The organism is Buttiauxella sp. S19-1 (assembly GCF_022134725.1).
Classification (GTDB): Bacteria; Pseudomonadota; Gammaproteobacteria; order Enterobacterales; family Enterobacteriaceae; genus Buttiauxella; species Buttiauxella ferragutiae.
Genome location: NZ_JAHWLU010000011.1, coordinates 52,027 through 67,803 on the forward strand (window position 1 = coordinate 52,027; position 15,777 = coordinate 67,803).

General features: G+C 50.6%; 15 protein-coding genes. 12 read left to right on the plus strand and 3 right to left on the minus strand.

Annotated elements, in window-relative coordinates; translation table 11 throughout:
* The first annotated feature begins 347 nt into the window (after nucleotides 1-347).
* From cyoA to MES37_RS04670, 6 genes are all read left to right on the plus strand, one after another.
* Complete coding sequence (cyoA, locus tag MES37_RS04645) at nucleotides 348-1,295, plus strand: cytochrome o ubiquinol oxidase subunit II (RefSeq protein WP_121814217.1); 948 nt, start codon at nucleotides 348-350, stop codon at nucleotides 1,293-1,295.
* A 19-nt stretch (nucleotides 1,296-1,314) separates the two neighbouring features.
* Nucleotides 1,315-3,306, plus strand: a complete 1,992-nt coding sequence (cyoB, locus tag MES37_RS04650) for a cytochrome o ubiquinol oxidase subunit I (RefSeq protein ID WP_121814218.1) — start codon at nucleotides 1,315-1,317, stop codon at nucleotides 3,304-3,306.
* On the plus strand, nucleotides 3,296-3,910 hold the full coding sequence (locus MES37_RS04655) for a cytochrome o ubiquinol oxidase subunit III (protein WP_064549145.1): 615 nt from the start codon (nucleotides 3,296-3,298) through the stop codon (nucleotides 3,908-3,910). The genes cyoB and MES37_RS04655 overlap by 11 nt, the downstream gene beginning before the upstream one ends.
* Nucleotides 3,910-4,239 (plus strand): cytochrome o ubiquinol oxidase subunit IV, encoded by a 330-nt coding sequence (locus MES37_RS04660; protein ID WP_064549147.1) that lies wholly within the window; start codon nucleotides 3,910-3,912, stop codon nucleotides 4,237-4,239. Before MES37_RS04655 ends, MES37_RS04660 begins: the two co-directional genes overlap by 1 nt.
* A gap of 11 nt (nucleotides 4,240-4,250) precedes the next feature.
* The gene (gene cyoE / locus MES37_RS04665) at nucleotides 4,251-5,138 is read left to right on the plus strand and encodes a heme o synthase (protein ID WP_064549149.1); all 888 of its coding nucleotides are present in this window, start codon (nucleotides 4,251-4,253) and stop codon (nucleotides 5,136-5,138) included.
* A gap of 118 nt (nucleotides 5,139-5,256) precedes the next feature.
* A complete protein-coding gene (locus tag MES37_RS04670; protein ID WP_121814219.1) occupies nucleotides 5,257-6,627 on the plus strand; it encodes an MFS transporter in 1,371 nt (456 codons plus the stop codon).
* A gap of 72 nt (nucleotides 6,628-6,699) precedes the next feature.
* Here the strand turns inward: MES37_RS04670 and MES37_RS04675 are convergent, their stop codons facing one another.
* Nucleotides 6,700-7,191, minus strand: coding sequence for a YajQ family cyclic di-GMP-binding protein (locus tag MES37_RS04675; RefSeq protein WP_034457969.1), 492 nt, complete (start codon nucleotides 7,189-7,191; stop codon nucleotides 6,700-6,702).
* 138 nt (nucleotides 7,192-7,329) lie between these two features.
* On the opposite strand from MES37_RS04675, the gene panE reads away from it, so the two are divergent.
* Both panE and yajL read left to right on the plus strand, forming a co-directional pair.
* Nucleotides 7,330-8,244: a 2-dehydropantoate 2-reductase gene (gene panE, locus MES37_RS04680; RefSeq protein WP_064549153.1), complete on the plus strand. Its 915-nt coding sequence runs from the start codon at nucleotides 7,330-7,332 to the stop codon at nucleotides 8,242-8,244.
* Nucleotides 8,204-8,797, plus strand: a complete 594-nt coding sequence (yajL, locus tag MES37_RS04685; RefSeq protein WP_064549155.1) for a protein deglycase YajL — start codon at nucleotides 8,204-8,206, stop codon at nucleotides 8,795-8,797. Before panE ends, yajL begins: the two co-directional genes overlap by 41 nt.
* 392 nt (nucleotides 8,798-9,189) lie before the next feature.
* Here the strand turns inward: yajL and thiI are convergent, their stop codons facing one another.
* A complete protein-coding gene (thiI, locus tag MES37_RS04690) occupies nucleotides 9,190-10,638 on the minus strand; it encodes a tRNA uracil 4-sulfurtransferase ThiI (RefSeq protein WP_064549157.1) in 1,449 nt (482 codons plus the stop codon).
* Nucleotides 10,639-10,842: 204 nt separating this feature from the next.
* Between thiI and xseB the strand changes: the two genes are divergently transcribed.
* From xseB to MES37_RS04710, 4 genes are read left to right on the plus strand one after another with little or no spacing between them, the layout of a single operon-like run.
* On the plus strand, nucleotides 10,843-11,085 hold the full coding sequence (gene xseB, locus MES37_RS04695; RefSeq protein ID WP_034493701.1) for an exodeoxyribonuclease VII small subunit: 243 nt from the start codon (nucleotides 10,843-10,845) through the stop codon (nucleotides 11,083-11,085).
* On the plus strand, nucleotides 11,086-11,985 hold the full coding sequence (gene ispA, locus MES37_RS04700) for a (2E,6E)-farnesyl diphosphate synthase (RefSeq protein ID WP_064549159.1): 900 nt from the start codon (nucleotides 11,086-11,088) through the stop codon (nucleotides 11,983-11,985).
* 17 nt (nucleotides 11,986-12,002) lie between these two features.
* Nucleotides 12,003-13,865 (plus strand): 1-deoxy-D-xylulose-5-phosphate synthase, encoded by a 1,863-nt coding sequence (gene dxs, locus MES37_RS04705; RefSeq protein ID WP_064549161.1) that lies wholly within the window; start codon nucleotides 12,003-12,005, stop codon nucleotides 13,863-13,865.
* A 55-nt stretch (nucleotides 13,866-13,920) separates the two neighbouring features.
* Nucleotides 13,921-14,895, plus strand: coding sequence for an aldo/keto reductase (locus MES37_RS04710; RefSeq protein WP_121814222.1), 975 nt, complete (start codon nucleotides 13,921-13,923; stop codon nucleotides 14,893-14,895).
* Nucleotides 14,896-15,063: 168 nt separating this feature from the next.
* On the opposite strand, the gene MES37_RS04715 is transcribed toward MES37_RS04710, so the two are convergent.
* Nucleotides 15,064-15,744: a DUF1120 domain-containing protein gene (locus tag MES37_RS04715; protein ID WP_064549166.1), complete on the minus strand. Its 681-nt coding sequence runs from the start codon at nucleotides 15,742-15,744 to the stop codon at nucleotides 15,064-15,066.
* Nucleotides 15,745-15,777: the final 33 nt, after the last annotated feature.

Sequence of the window (15,777 nt, forward strand, 5' to 3'; positions counted from 1 at the left end):
ATTATTCCCCCCCTGCCTTTAACCGATTCAGCTTTTGGTTAAATAAATTTGTAGATCATTTCGTTTAGCAATTGATGCTAATTTGTTAAAATTATGTTTATTAAAATGATTGGTTATACCAATTAACCTGTACTATTTGTGACAAAGCAGGTTTTCGTTATAACTCAGCCAGCCTGCGGGCTATCTCGATATTTTACAGTTTGTTGCATTCTATGTGACATTGTTGGCAGAACCCGGTAACACCCTACTGACACTACGCCATTCATGTTTACAGTAATGTAACCTTCCCGTAAAATGCCTTCACACTTTAAACGACAATTAGAGCTCCCCGGAATTGAGGTCGTTAAATGAGACTCAGGAAATACAATAAAAGTTTGGGATGGTTGGCATTAATTACAGGCACTTTTTTACTGAGTGGCTGTGATTCTGCGCTTCTGGACCCCAAAGGACAAATTGGACTGGAACAACGTTCATTGATACTGACAGCTATTGGGCTGATGTTGATAGTCGTTATACCCGCTATCGCAATGGCTATCGGTTTTGCCTGGAAGTATCGTGCTTCAAACAAAAACGCCAAATACAGCCCCAACTGGTCGCACTCGAACAAAGTTGAAGCTGTGGTCTGGACGATTCCTATCCTTATCGTCATCTTCCTCGCGGTACTAACCTGGAAAACCACGCACGCTCTTGAGCCAAGCAAACCGCTTGTTCACGATGCGAAGCCGGTGACCATCGAAGTTATCGCTATGGACTGGAAATGGTTCTTCATCTATCCAGAGCAAGGTATTGCAACGGTTAATGAAATTGCCTTCCCGGCCAACACCCCGGTGGAATTCAAAATCACTTCTAACTCGGTGATGAACTCCTTCTTTATTCCGCAACTGGGTAGCCAGATCTACGCAATGGCAGGTATGCAGACTAAATTGCACCTGATTGCAGACGAAGCAGGCACCTACGACGGTATTTCGTCTAACTACAGCGGTAAAGGTTTCTCCGGTATGAAGTTTAAGGCTATCGCCACACCGGATATGGATACCTTTAACCAATGGGTTGCTAAAGCGAAACAATCTCCAGAAGTCATGAATGACATGGCGACTTACGAGAAGCTTGCAGCACCAAGCGAATACAACAAAGTCGAATACTTCTCCGCTGTTAAACCTGATTTGTTTAAAGACGTTATTAACAAATTCATGGGACACGGGAAGAGCATGGACATGACCCAGCCAGAAGGTGAGCACGCAGCACATGAAGGTATGGAAGGCATGGACATGAGTCACGCGGAAACCTCTCACTAAGGGGCCGAGGAATAATACGATGTTCGGAAAACTTACACTGGATTCAGTCCCATACCATGAACCCATTATCATGGTTACGGTGGCAGCAATTATCGTCGGGGGACTGGCGCTAGTTGCAGCTATCACTTACTTCGGTAAGTGGGAATATTTATGGAAAGAGTGGTTCACCTCGGTTGACCACAAACGCCTCGGCATCATGTATGTGATCGTCGCTATCGTCATGCTGCTGCGTGGCTTTGCCGATGCCATCATGATGCGTAGTCAGCAAGTGCTGGCCTCCGCCGGAGAAGCAGGCTTCCTGCCACCTCATCACTACGACCAGATCTTTACCGCCCACGGCGTAATCATGATCTTCTTCGTAGCGATGCCATTTGTTATCGGCCTGATGAACGTTGTCGTGCCGTTGCAGATTGGTGCGCGTGACGTAGCCTTCCCATTCCTGAACAACCTGAGCTTCTGGTTCACCGTTGTGGGTGTGGTGCTGGTTAACCTGTCTCTTGGGGTAGGTGAATTCGCGCAAACCGGTTGGGTGGCTTATCCACCGCTATCAGGCATTGAATACAGTCCGGGGGTCGGCGTCGACTACTGGATATGGGCACTGCAACTCTCGGGTATCGGTACGACATTAACGGGTATTAACTTCTTCGTTACTATCCTTAATATGCGTACGCCTGGCATGACAATGTTCAAAATGCCGGTGTTTACCTGGGCTTCGCTGTGTACCAACGTACTGATTATCGCGGCATTCCCAATCTTCACCGTGACCGTCGCACTGTTAACCCTTGACCGCTACCTTGGCACCCATTTCTTTACCAATGATATGGGTGGCAACATGATGATGTATATCAACCTCATCTGGGCATGGGGCCATCCGGAAGTTTATATTCTGGTGCTGCCGGTGTTTGGTGTGTTCTCTGAAGTGGTTGCGACATTCTCGAAAAAACGCCTGTTCGGTTACACCTCTCTGGTGTGGGCGACCATCGCGATTACGGTACTGTCGTTCATCGTTTGGCTGCACCACTTCTTCACCATGGGCAGCGGCGCGAACGTTAACGCCTTCTTTGGTATCGCCACCATGATTATCGCCATCCCGACCGGGGTGAAGATCTTCAACTGGCTGTTCACCATGTATCAAGGCCGTATTGAGTTCAACTCCGCAATGCTGTGGACCATTGGTTTCGTCGTCACCTTCTCTATCGGTGGCATGACCGGTGTTCTGTTAGCGGTTCCGGGTGCTGACTTCGTACTGCATAACAGTCTGTTCCTGATTGCTCACTTCCATAACGTGATTATCGGTGGTGTGGTATTCGGTTGCTTCGCAGGCCTGACTTACTGGTGGCCAAAAGCCTTTGGCTTCACGCTGAATGAAACCTGGGGCAAGCGCGCCTTCTGGTTCTGGATCATCGGTTTCTTCGTAGCATTTATGCCGTTGTACGTGCTGGGCTTCATGGGTATGACCCGTCGTCTGAGCCAGCAGATTGATCCGCAGTTCCACACTCTGCTGGTTGTTGCAGCTTGTGGTGCCGCGCTGATTGCTCTGGGCATCCTGTGCCAGCTGATTCAGTTCTACGTCTCAATTCGTGACCGTGAGCAGAACCGCGACCTGACCGGTGACCCGTGGGGTGGCCGTACGCTGGAGTGGGCAACCTCCTCCCCTCCTCCGTTCTACAACTTTGCCCACTTGCCACACGTTCATGAGCGTGATGCATTCTGGGAAATGAAAGAGAAAGGCGAAGCGTACAAACAGCCAGCGCATTATGAAGAAATTCATATGCCACGTAACAGCGCTGCGGGCATCATTATTGCCGCGTTCGCTACCGTGTTTGGTTTCGCGATGATCTGGCACATCTGGTGGCTGGCGATTGTTGGCTTTGCCGGCATCATCATCACCTGGATTGCGAAAAGCTTCGACGAAGATGTGGATTACTACGTTCCGGTTGCGGAAGTCGAAAAACTGGAAAACCAGCATTTCGATGAAATTACCAAAGCAGGGCTGAAAAATGTCAACTGAAACTCTCACTCACGCTAACGCCCACGCCGCTGAGCATGGGCATCACGATGCAGGAACCAATAAGGTCTTTGGTTTCTGGATCTACCTGATGAGCGACTGCATTCTGTTCTGTTGCTTGTTTGCTACTTATGCTGTTCTGGTGAACGGCACTGCCGGCGGCCCGGCAGGGAAAGACATTTTCGAACTGCCGTTTGTGCTGGTCGAAACTGCCCTGCTGTTGTTCAGCTCCATCACTTACGGCATGGCGATCATCGCCATGAACAAAGACAACAAGAGCCAGGTTATCTCCTGGCTGGCGCTGACTTTCCTGTTTGGTGCGGGCTTCGTCGGGATGGAAATCTATGAATTCCATCACCTGATTAAAGAAGGTTTCGGGCCGGATCGTAGCGGCTTCCTGTCAGGCTTCTTTGCCCTGGTCGGAACGCACGGTCTGCACGTGACTTCTGGTCTGGTCTGGATGGCGTTGATGATGTTCCACGTCTACCGTCGCGGCCTGACCAGCGCTAACCGTACTCGCCTGATGTGCCTGAGCTTGTTCTGGCACTTCCTGGACGTAGTATGGATCTGCGTATTCTCTGTTGTTTATCTGATGGGGGCGATGTAATGAGTCATTCAACTGAACACGCAGGCGCCCACCACGGTAGCGTTAAAACGTATCTGACCGGCTTTATCCTGTCGATAATCCTAACGGCAATCCCGTTCTGGATGGTGATGTCAGGAACAGCCTCCCATGCCGTGATTCTCGGCACGGTACTGGTTAGTGCCGTGGTACAGATTTTGGTTCACCTGGTGTGCTTCCTGCACATGAACACCTCTTCTGAAGAGCGTTGGAACCTGGTGGCCTTTGTCTTTACCGCACTGATAATAGCCATTCTGGTGGTCGGCTCTATCTGGATTATGTGGAACCTCAACCAGAACATGATGGTTCACTAAGAGCAGCCTATATGATGAAGCGGTACCTACAAGTCACTAAACCAGGAATTATTTTCGGCAATTTAATTTCTGTCATTGGGGGATTTTTACTGGCCTCAAAGGGCAGCATTGATTATTCCCTGTTCATCTCCACTCTTGTTGGGGTGTCGTTGGTCGTGGCGTCGGGTTGTGTATATAACAACTTCATCGACCGTGACATCGACCGCAAGATGGAGCGAACCAAGAACAGGGTTCTGGTCAAAGGCCTGATTGCGCCGAAAACCTCGCTGGTATACGCCACCTTGTTGGGTATTGCTGGCTTCATGCTGCTGTGGTTTGGTGCTAATCCGCTAGCCATGTGGTTAGGCGTGATGGGCTTTGTGGTTTATGTCGGCGTTTATAGCCTGTACATGAAGCGCAAATCTGTCTACGGCACACTGATTGGCAGCCTTTCCGGTGCAGCACCGCCAGTGATTGGTTACTGTGCGGTGACCGGCGAGTTTGACACCGGTGCTTTGATCCTGCTGGCTATCTTTAGCCTGTGGCAGATGCCGCATTCCTATGCGATTGCCATCTTCCGCTTTAAAGATTACCAGGCTGCTAACATTCCGGTGTTGCCAGTGGTTAAAGGGATTTCGGTCGCCAAGAACCACATCACGCTGTATATCATTGCGTTCGCTGTTGCCACGCTGATGCTGACTCTGGGTGGTTACGCTGGGTATAAATATCTGGTGGTAGCTGCTGCGGTGAGCGTCTGGTGGTTGGGCATGGCATTACGCGGATATAAAGTGGAAGACGATAAAGTCTGGGCGCGCAAACTGTTCGTCTTTTCCATCGTCGCTATCACTTCACTGAGCGTGATGATGTCGGTCGATTTCATGGTGCCAGATTCACATAATCTGCTGACTTACGTCTGGTAAGTTCTGAACCTGATAAAAGGGCACTTCGGTGCCCTTTTTTATTAGTACTATCAATGTATCCATTTACCCCCCTTTACCCACGCACTACACTAAGGCCTGCATTTTATCTGAGGTGGTAATGAACGATTATAAAATGACGCCCGTCGAGTTACGTGCGACGTGGGGTTTAGGCACGGTCTTTTCACTGCGCATGCTCGGCATGTTTATGGTGCTGCCCGTTCTTACTACTTATGGGATGGCCTTACAGGGCGCAAGCGAAGCACTGATTGGCATCGCCATCGGTATTTATGGCCTGGCGCAAGCTATCTTCCAGATCCCTTTTGGCCTGCTTTCTGACCGCATTGGCCGCAAACCGCTGATTATTGGCGGCTTGCTGATTTTCGTTCTCGGCAGCGTGATTGCCGCACTTTCTGAATCTATCTGGGGCGTGATCCTTGGCCGTGCGTTGCAAGGCTCGGGTGCCATTGCCGCAGCCGTCATGGCACTGCTTTCTGATTTAACCCGTGAGCAAAACCGAACCAAAGCGATGGCGTTTATCGGTGTGAGTTTTGGGGTTACGTTCGCCATTGCGATGGTCCTCGGCCCAATCATTACTCATAGCCTTGGCTTAAATGCTTTGTTCTGGATGATTGCGATTCTGGCAGCCTGCGGCATTCTGATAACTCTGTTGGTGGTGCCAAATTCCAAAAATCATGTGCTGAACCGCGAGTCAGGCATGGTCAAAGGCTGCTTTAGCAAAGTGCTGGCGGAGCCGAAATTACTCAAGCTCAACTTTGGCATCATGTGCCTGCACATTATGTTGATGTCGACGTTTGTCGCCCTTCCGGGCCAGCTCGAACAAGCCGGTTTCCCAGCGGCTGAGCACTGGAAAATTTACCTCTGCACCATGCTTATTGCTTTTGCATCGGTGGTGCCTTTTATCATTTATGCAGAAGTAAAACGCCGCATGAAGCGCGTGTTTGTTGGCTGCGTGGCACTGCTGCTGATTGCTGAAATCGTGCTTTGGGGCTCAGGCCCGCACTTCTGGGAACTGGTGTTGGGTGTGCAGTTGTTCTTCCTCGCCTTTAACCTGATGGAAGCTATTTTACCTTCGCTGATCAGTAAAGAATCGCCAGCGGGTTACAAAGGTACGGCGATGGGGATTTACTCCACCAGCCAGTTCCTGGGCGTGGCGATTGGCGGTTCGTTGGGTGGCTGGATTGATGGGTTGTTTGATTCGCAAACCGTCTTCCTGGCGGGAGCATTACTGGCAATGATATGGCTGCTGGTCAGTAGCACCATGACAGAACCACCTTATGTCGCCAGCCTACGAGTTGAGCTGCCTGAAGATGTCGCCGCCGATGAATCTTTGAAGCAGCGTTTGCTGGCTCAAGCGGGCGTAAGTGAAGTGAATATTATTGCGCAGGAGCGCAGCGCTTACGTGAAGATCGACAGTAAGCTGACGAACAGGTTTGAGATTGAACAGTTGGTAAAACAACCCTCACCCTAACCCTCTCCCTGAGGGAGAGGGAATATTCTTTTCCCCCTCTCCTGCAGGAGAGGGCCGGGGTGAGGGCGAGCTTTAATCGCGGAAGTTCTTAAACTGGAACGGCTGACCCAAATCACCACCACGAACCAGCGCCATTGCGGCCTGTAAATCGTCGCGAGACTTGCCCGTTACGCGCAGTTCTTCACCCTGAATCTGCACCTGAACTTTGGCCTTGCTGTCTTTAATCAGCTTGACGATTTTCTTGGCGATAGCAGATTCAATGCCCTGCTTGAGCTTAGCTTCCACGCTCCAGGTTTTACCGCTGTGCACAAACTCTTCCGGCACATCAATTGAAGCCCCTTCGATACCGCGCTTGAGCAGCTTGGCACGAAGAATATCCAACAGTTGGTTAACCTGGAAATCAGACTCGCTGGCAACTTTAATGGACTGATTTTTCTCATTCAGTTCAAACGTTGCTGGCACATTACGGAAGTCAAAACGAGTTGCAACCTCGCGCTCCGCGTTTTCAATCGCGTTACGTACTTCCTGGATATCAATTTCAGACACGATGTCAAAAGATGGCATGCTTTCTTCTCCCTCTCTTCTTGTTGCGTTGCATAATACCTGCTGAGCCGAGCAAAACAACCCGTTAAAGCAGCCCAGAGCCCTGTATAATAGAGAATATGTACAACATCAGTGGCTAAACGCTGATGGGGAGGCAAAATGAAAATTACCGTGCTGGGTTGCGGTGCGCTCGGCCAACTTTGGCTGGCATCACTTTTTAAACAAGGACATGAAGTTCAGGGATGGTTGCGTGTGCCGCAGCCATTTTGTCATGTCAACGTGATTGAAACCGATGGCAGCGTCTTCAATCAAACGTTTATCGCCAACGATCCTGATTTTCTCGCCAATAGTGATTTACTGCTGGTAACGCTGAAAGCCTGGCAGGTTTCAGGTGCTGTGAAAACCCTGGCCAGTACTCTACCGGTACACTGCCCTATTCTGCTGCTACACAACGGCATGGGTACACTTGAAGAATTGCGCACAATCCCGCAGCCGCTGTTGTCTGGCGTCACCACTCATGCGGCGCGTCGTGACGGAAACCTGATTATTCATGTCGCGAACGGCATCACGCATATTGGGCCTGGAAACGAAGCGGGCAACGATTTTAGTTTCCTTGCCGATATGCTGCACCACGCATTACCTGAAATGGCCTGGCATAACGACATTCAGTTCGCCAACTGGAAAAAGCTAGCGGTAAACTGTGTGATAAACCCACTGACCGCACTCTACAATTGCCCGAATGGTGAGCTGCGCCATCATCAATTTGAAATCACCGAGATTTGCCAGGAAGTGGCGGTGGTGATGGAGCGCGAAGGCCACCATACCTCTGCCGAAGACCTGCTTTATTATGTCAGCAACGTTATCGAAAGTACGGCGGCGAACATCTCATCAATGCTTCAGGACGTGCGAGTCGAACGCCACACCGAGATTGATTACATCACGGGTTATTTACTGCAACGCGCGCGCGCCCATGGCCTGTCTGTGCCAGTGAACAGCCGCTTGTATGAACAGATTAAGCGTAAGGAGAATGAATATGAGCGCTCGAGCACTGGTTTGCCTGGCTCCTGGAACTGAAGAAACAGAAGCGGTCACCACAATTGATCTTCTGGTTCGCGGTGGTATTAGCGTCACCACAGCAAGCGTTGCCAGCGACGGAAACCTGACGATAACCTGTTCACGTGGGGTAAAACTACTGGCGGATGCCCCGCTGGTTGAAGTGGCAGACGGAGAGTTCGACATCATCGTGCTACCCGGTGGATTGAAAGGCGCGGAGTGTTTTCGCGATAGCCCGTTGTTAGTTGAAACCGTGCGCCAGTTCCATCTTTCAGGGCGTATTGTCGCCGCCATTTGTGCCGCAGCCGGTACGGTACTCGTTCCACATGAGCTATTTCCAGTGGCGAATATGACTGGTTTTCCTGGCCTGAAAGAAACTATTCCGGAAGCCCAGTGGCAGGATAAACGCATAGTCTGGGACCCTCGAGTCAACTTGTTAACCAGCCAGGGGCCGGGAACGGCAATTGATTTTGCACTGAAGATTATTGATTTACTGGTGAGCCGTGAGAAAGCTCATGAGGTTTCACAACAGTTGGTGTTGGCGGCAGGGATTTACAGTTACCGGGATTACTAAAGCACCCTCACTCAGACCCTCTCCCTGAGCTGTCTCTTCGTCACATCTTTGTGAGACGGGAGACAGTTCCGCTCACCCGACGTTCAGTGTTTCATATAGCCACTGAACTGGTGAACGTCTTAGGGTGGCCACCGTCGCCACCCTAAGAACCCGGACTCCCGGCAAATCAATCGCCGCAAGCGGCAATTTAATGACCGGGCGCCTGGATTATCAAGGGGTTGGCGTTAACCCCTTGATACGTTCACCGTTTTCGGAAATTAAAGAGATAACAGAACGCACGGGTGAACGGAAAATCAACGAGGCTTACAGGTCTCACCCTGACAAAATGCCCGGGTGAGTTGTGTATAAGAGACAGCTCCCTGAGGGAGAAGACCGGGATGAGGGCGTAGAATTTACGCGCGATAAACCTTCACGTTCTCAAAACCTTGCTCGCGCAGATACAGCGCCTGCAAACGGCTCATCACACCGCGATCGCACCACAGCAAATAATTTTTGCTCTGATCCAAATCACCGAATGCGGTGCTCAGTTTATAGAATGGCAGTGAAGCCACTTCCACGCCTTCTGGCTTAAATGGCTTATCGTCTTGTTCGTCGATAGAACGAATATCCAACAGCACATCATTCGGGCCAAATGCGTCAACGGTTTCAACTTCCGTTACCACTTCTTTGGATTGATTGGCTATCTCACGGATGTCGATATTGGTTGCTTCTTCAACCACGCGGTCAAGAATGGAGAAATCGAAATTGGCTTCTTCTGCTTCAATCTTCGCTTTCACCGCTTTGACGGTTGGGCTTTTCGAAATCACACCGCAGTATTCCGGCATGGTACGCGCAAAGTCAGCGGTACCGATTTCACGTGCCAGATCGATGATGTGCTCTTTATCGTGAGAGATCAGCGGACGCAAAATCAGCGTATCGGAAACGTTGTCGATTAAACGCAGGTTGGTCAGCGTCTGGCTGGAAACCTGGCCCAATGCTTCGCCGGTCACCAGTGCCTGCACGCCATAACGCTCGGCCACTTTGGAAGCCGCGCGCACAAACATACGCTTCAGCACCACGCCCATCTGACCGTCTTCCACTTTCTCGAGGATTTCGCCAACCACAGGTTCGAAGTTAATCGCCACGAAACGCACGCGGTGCGAACTACCAAAACGGTTCCACAAATAGTGCGCCACTTGTTTCACGCCGATTTCGTGCGCTGCACCACCGAGGTTAAAGAAGCAATAGTGCACACGGCAACCGCGGCGCATCAGCATGTAGCTGGAAACACCGGAGTCGAAACCACCGGAAATCAGCGACAGCACATCTTCTTGCGTGCCAATCGGGAAACCGCCAATGCCTTCATAACGGCCTTTCACCAGCAGCAGGCGGTCGTTTTCAATTTCCAGATTAACGGTCACATCAGGTTTAGTCAGTTTTACACGCGCTGATTCAATGTGTTGATTCAGGCCGCCACCAACATAACGTTCAACTTCAATTGAGCTGAACTCATGCTTACCACGACGTTTCACACGCACACAGAAGGTTTTGCCTTCCAGTTGCTCGCGATAAAGCTCCAGCGCCTGTTCAAAGATATTGTGCAAATCGGTAAACGGCACATCTTCGACTTCCAGAATATGGTGAATCCCAGGAATGCGGGTCAACGCTTCACGAATGGCGATACGCTGATTTTCATCTTTAGCGCGAACTTCAATGTTGTCCCAGTGGCGAACAACCGCCAGATCTTCATCGTAGTGTTTTAAAACGTTGCGAATGTTCCCGGTGAGCATTTTAATAAAGCGTATGCGCACAGATTGACTCTTGATGGTGATTTCCGGGAACAATTTAATGATAAACTTCATGGCGGCTTAGATTCGTTGATGAGCCAGGCATGACTAATCATGCGGGCTGGAAGACTTAAAGAACTGCAACGGCGAGTTGCCGCTGCATCCGAGGCGCGCAAGTATATCACTAACCTCTGCTAACCAACATGCTCATGGTTACTTGCTTGCCAGTTTCCGCTACCATTGCAGAGTCGCAAAAATTATTAGAGTCAGACATTCACTATGCCGAAAAAAACCGAAGTCCCGGCCAGTTTTGAAACTGCGCTTGTGGAGCTTGAGCAGATAGTTACTCGTCTTGAGAGCGGCGATTTAGCACTCGAAGAGGCGTTAAATGAATTTGAACGTGGTGTGCAGCTCGCACGTCAAGGTCAGGTGAAACTGCAGCAAGCAGAACAACGCGTGCAAATCCTGCTAAACGATAGCGAAGACGCTCCACTCAAGCCTTTTACCCCGGATAACGAGTAAATGGATTTTAACCATCAGTTGCAGGCCCACGCCGAGCGGGCCAACGATGCGCTGCTGCGTTTTTTAGCGCCGCTACCGTTTCAGAACACTCCTCTGGTTGAGGCCATGCACTATGGTGCACTATTTGGTGGCAAGAGACTGCGCCCTTTCCTGGTCTACGCGACCGGGGAAATGTTCGGCATAGCGCAAGAAACTCTGGATGCCCCAGCTGCGGCAATCGAATGCATCCACGCTTATTCATTGATCCATGACGATTTACCTGCCATGGATGACGACGATTTGCGTCGTGGCCAACCGACCTGCCACATCAAATTCGGTGAAGCGAGCGCCATTTTAGCCGGAGATGCCCTACAAACCCTGGCGTTTTCTATACTAAGTGATGCGCCAATGGCTGGCGTGGCGATTGCAGACAGACTGGCGATGGTAAAAGAACTGGCAACCGCCAGTGGCGTTGCCGGTATGTGTGGCGGCCAGGCGTTAGATTTGGAAGCCGAAGGCCAGCATGTTGACCTACAAAGTCTTGAGCGTATTCATCGTCATAAAACCGGCGCGTTAATTCGTGCAGCAGTTCGCCTGGGCGCATTAAGCGCAGGTGATGCGGGCCGTAACGCCCTGCCGTTACTCGACCATTATGCCGACAGCATCGGCCTGGCATTCCAGGTGCAGGACGATATTCTCGATGTCATCGGTGATACCGCGACACTGGGTAAACGTCAGGGCGCGGATCAGCAACTGGGTAAGAGCACTTATCCGGCACTGCTAGGGCTAGAAAATGCCAAAACCAAAGCGTGGGATCTCTATCAGGAATCTCTCCGGGCGCTGGAAGGCCTGGCTCGCCAGTCGTTAGACACTACCGCACTTGAAGCGTTAGCGAGCTATATCATCCAACGTGATAAATAAGATGAGTTTCTAATTTAATGAGTTTTGATATTGCCAAATACCCGACCCTCGCACTGGTGGAATCAGCCCCTGAGCTACGCCTGTTGCCAAAAGAGAGTTTACCGAAACTGTGCGACGAGCTGCGTCGTTACCTGCTCGATAGCGTAAGCCGTTCCAGCGGGCACTTTGCCTCAGGTCTTGGCACGGTAGAACTGACCGTGGCGCTTCACTATGTGTATAACACGCCGTTCGACCAGTTAATCTGGGACGTCGGACATCAGGCTTATCCGCATAAAATCATTACTGGCCGCCGTGACAAAATTGGCACCATTCGTCAGAAAGGTGGCCTGCATCCTTTCCCATGGCGCGCCGAAAGCGAATATGACGTATTGAGCGTCGGCCATTCGTCGACCTCAATCAGTGCCGGAATTGGCATTGCAGTGGCCGCCGGAAAAGAAGGTAAAGACCGCCGTACCGTCTGTGTGATTGGCGATGGCGCAATCACCGCGGGTATGGCGTTTGAAGCGATGAACCACGCGGGTGACATTCGCCCGAACATGCTCGTTATACTCAACGACAATGAAATGTCGATCTCCGAAAACGTCGGCGCGCTGAATAACCACCTCGCGCAACTGCTTTCCGGGAAACTCTATTCTTCGCTGCGTGAAGGCGGGAAAAAAGTGTTCTCCGGCGTGCCGCCGATTAAAGAACTACTCAAACGTACCGAAGAGCACCTGAAAGGCATGGTGGTACCGGGCACGTTGTTTGAAGAGTTAGGCTTTAACTATATTGGCCCCGTTGATGGGCATGACGTTGTCGGCCTGGTCAATACGCTGAAAAACATGCGTGACCTGAACGGCCCGCAATTCCTGCACATCATGACCAAAAAAGGCCGTGGCTACGCGCCAGCTGAAAAAGACCCAATTAGCTTCCACGCGGTGCCTAAGTTTGACCCGCAAAGCGGCACGCTGCCGAAAGCCGCTGGCGGCCTGCCAAGCTATTCGAAAATCTTCGGTAACTGGTTATGCGAAACCGCAGCCAAAGACGACAAACTGATGGCCGTAACGCCTGCGATGCGTGAAGGCTCTGGCATGGTAGAGTTTTCACGCCAGTATCCGTCGCAATATTTTGATGTCGCAATCGCAGAACAGCACGCTGTGACGTTCGCCGCTGGTCTGGCGATTGGCGGTTATAAACCCGTTGTCGCCATTTACTCCACCTTCCTGCAACGCGCGTACGATCAGGTGATTCACGACGTCGCTATCCAGAAGTTGCCGGTGTTATTTGCCATCGACCGTGCTGGTATTGTCGGCGCTGACGGGCAAACCCACCAGGGCGCGTTCGACATATCCTTCCTGCGCTGCATTCCAGAAATGGTCATCATGACACCCAGTGATGAGAACGAATGCCGCCAGATGCTGCACACCGGTTATCACTACAACGACGGCCCATCAGCGGTGCGTTATCCACGTGGCAATGGTACTGGCGCTGAATTACAACCGCTGGAATCGCTGCCAATCGGTAAAGGTGTTAAGAAACGCGCAGGTGAAAAAATTGCGCTGCTGAACTTCGGCACATTGTTGCCAGAAGCCGAAGCCGTTGCTCAATCCCTTAACGCAACGCTGGTCGATATGCGTTTTGTGAAGCCGCTTGATGAAGCGTTGATTCTTGAGTTGGCTACCAGCCATGAATCGCTGGTCACCATCGAAGAAAATGCGGTAATTGGCGGTGCTGGTAGTGGCGTCAACGAAGTGTTGATGGCCAACCGTAAGGTGGTTCCGGTGCTGAATATCGGTTTGCCTGATTACTTCATCCCGCAAGGCACACAGGAAGAGGCACGCGCCGCCATAGGCCTGGATGCCATCGGTATGGAAAACCGAATCCGCGACTGGCTTAAATAATCCCCTGCTCCACTCCTGCTATGCTTAAAAGATCCTGAATAGCTGGAGTGGAACCATGCAATACAACACGTTAGGAAAAACAGACCTCAAAGTTTCCCGTCTTTGCCTGGGTTGTATGACCTATGGTGAGCCAGACCGTGGCAATCACGCCTGGACGCTTCCTGAAGAGAGCAGCCGTCTCATCATCAAACACGCCATCGATAACGGCATTAATTTCTTTGATACCGCCAATAGCTATTCCGACGGTAGCAGCGAAGAGATTGTCGGGCGCGCCTTGAAAGATTTCATGCGCCGTGAAGATGCCGTCCTCGCCACCAAAGTTTACTTCCCAGTTGGTGATTTGCCCGAAGGACTTTCGCGCGCGCAGATTATGCGTTCGATAGATGACAGCCTGAAACGCCTGGGAACCGATTACGTCGATCTGTTACAAATCCACCGCTGGGATTACAACACGCCAATTGAAGAGACCCTTGAAGCACTCAATGACGTGGTGAAAGCAGGTAAAGCACGATATATCGGAGCTTCATCGATGCACAGTTCACAACTGGCTCAGGCGTTGGCTTTGCAAGATCAACATGGCTGGGCGCGGTTTGTCACTATGCAGGATCACTACAATCTGATCTATCGTGAAGAAGAACTCGATATGCTACCGCTGTGCTACGAACAAGGGATCGCGGTGATCCCATGGAGCCCGTTGGCCAGAGGCAAATTGACTCGTCCGTGGGGTGACACTACGGCGCGCTCAGTCTCTGATGAAGTCGGTAAAGATCTATACGATGCCAGCCATGAAAACGATGCGCTAATTGCGGAGCGGCTGGCGAATGTTGCAGATGATAAAGGCGTTACGCGCGCGCAAGTAGCACTGGCGTGGTTGCTGAGTAAACCGGGGATTGCTGCACCGATTATTGGCGTTTCTCGTGAACATCAGTTGGATGATTTATTGGCAGCGGTGGATTTAACACTGAAGCCTGAGGAGATTGCGGAGCTGGAAACGGTATATCAACCGCATAAAAGGGTCGGATTTAAGTAACGCCCTCACCCTAGCCCTCTCCCCCAGGAGAGGGAACAGAACCAGGTAAGCGGGGCCGGGTCGCCCACAAAAGCCCCGCTAATTTTGTCACAAGGATGTACGCTACTTTATAAACTTAATCTCAACTCATTCGCTCTTGCGAGGGTATTAAATTGTTATATTACGAAATTAAAGATATACCATACTGATAGTGAGTTCACCATCCAGAATGGCTTCATCGGTAATCCCTAAAGTATCCGTTGGAGCAATAGCCATTGCAACTTCCAGCGGAATAGTCGCGGTTGTAAATGCCACCGGAACTCCATCAATCCCAACAGTCATAGTACGAATGTTAGCTTCCTGGAAATACACCCCGGCACCCGCATCAGTGATCACTGTCCAGGAGCCAGATAAACTTTGTTCGTAAATCATTTGAGCAGAAACACCATCAGCCAGGGCCTGGTCATATTTAACCTTCACCCCATAAGCACCGATTTTAGCCCCTTCGGCAGTGGTACCTAAACCATTAATATAACCCGTATACGACTCACCTGCCTTTTTACCGTTAGCAAACACTACATCCATCGGCACTTTAGTATTTGGGCGATTATCAATTGTTGTAAAACCGACTTTCACTGGAGATTCACAATTAATTTCAAGCGTGACATCTTTTGAGCCCATTTGATTATCTTCTGTAGCTGACAAGTCACCTAAAGTTATATTTCCGTAATCAATCACGCCACCATTGCTGAGAACGGGTGTGCAGGCCCCCATAGTTAACGTGCCATTAACGTTCAGAGTGGCGGTATTAGCTGCATAAGATGAACAAGTAGCGGTAGCAATAAGACTAGCCAGAATGATTTTCTTCATTGTAAAACCTTTATGTAATTAAGTGATTTATTT

Excerpts from the sequence above, each read along its gene's own strand:
- cyoA (WP_121814217.1), top strand. The coding sequence starts at position 348 with ATGAGACTCAGGAAATACAATAAAAGTTTGGGATGGTTGGCATTAATT.
- cyoB (WP_121814218.1), top strand. The coding sequence starts at position 1,315 with ATGTTCGGAAAACTTACACTGGATTCAGTCCCATACCATGAACCCATT.
- MES37_RS04655 (WP_064549145.1), top strand. The coding sequence starts at position 3,296 with ATGTCAACTGAAACTCTCACTCACGCTAACGCCCACGCCGCTGAGCAT.
- MES37_RS04660 (WP_064549147.1), top strand. The coding sequence starts at position 3,910 with ATGAGTCATTCAACTGAACACGCAGGCGCCCACCACGGTAGCGTTAAA.
- cyoE (WP_064549149.1), top strand. The coding sequence starts at position 4,251 with ATGATGAAGCGGTACCTACAAGTCACTAAACCAGGAATTATTTTCGGC.
- MES37_RS04670 (WP_121814219.1), top strand. The coding sequence starts at position 5,257 with ATGAACGATTATAAAATGACGCCCGTCGAGTTACGTGCGACGTGGGGT.
- MES37_RS04675 (WP_034457969.1), bottom strand. The coding sequence starts at position 7,191 with ATGCCATCTTTTGACATCGTGTCTGAAATTGATATCCAGGAAGTACGT.
- panE (WP_064549153.1), top strand. The coding sequence starts at position 7,330 with ATGAAAATTACCGTGCTGGGTTGCGGTGCGCTCGGCCAACTTTGGCTG.
- yajL (WP_064549155.1), top strand. The coding sequence starts at position 8,204 with ATGAGCGCTCGAGCACTGGTTTGCCTGGCTCCTGGAACTGAAGAAACA.
- thiI (WP_064549157.1), bottom strand. The coding sequence starts at position 10,638 with ATGAAGTTTATCATTAAATTGTTCCCGGAAATCACCATCAAGAGTCAA.
- xseB (WP_034493701.1), top strand. The coding sequence starts at position 10,843 with ATGCCGAAAAAAACCGAAGTCCCGGCCAGTTTTGAAACTGCGCTTGTG.
- ispA (WP_064549159.1), top strand. The coding sequence starts at position 11,086 with ATGGATTTTAACCATCAGTTGCAGGCCCACGCCGAGCGGGCCAACGAT.
- dxs (WP_064549161.1), top strand. The coding sequence starts at position 12,003 with ATGAGTTTTGATATTGCCAAATACCCGACCCTCGCACTGGTGGAATCA.
- MES37_RS04710 (WP_121814222.1), top strand. The coding sequence starts at position 13,921 with ATGCAATACAACACGTTAGGAAAAACAGACCTCAAAGTTTCCCGTCTT.
- MES37_RS04715 (WP_064549166.1), bottom strand. The coding sequence starts at position 15,744 with ATGAAGAAAATCATTCTGGCTAGTCTTATTGCTACCGCTACTTGTTCA.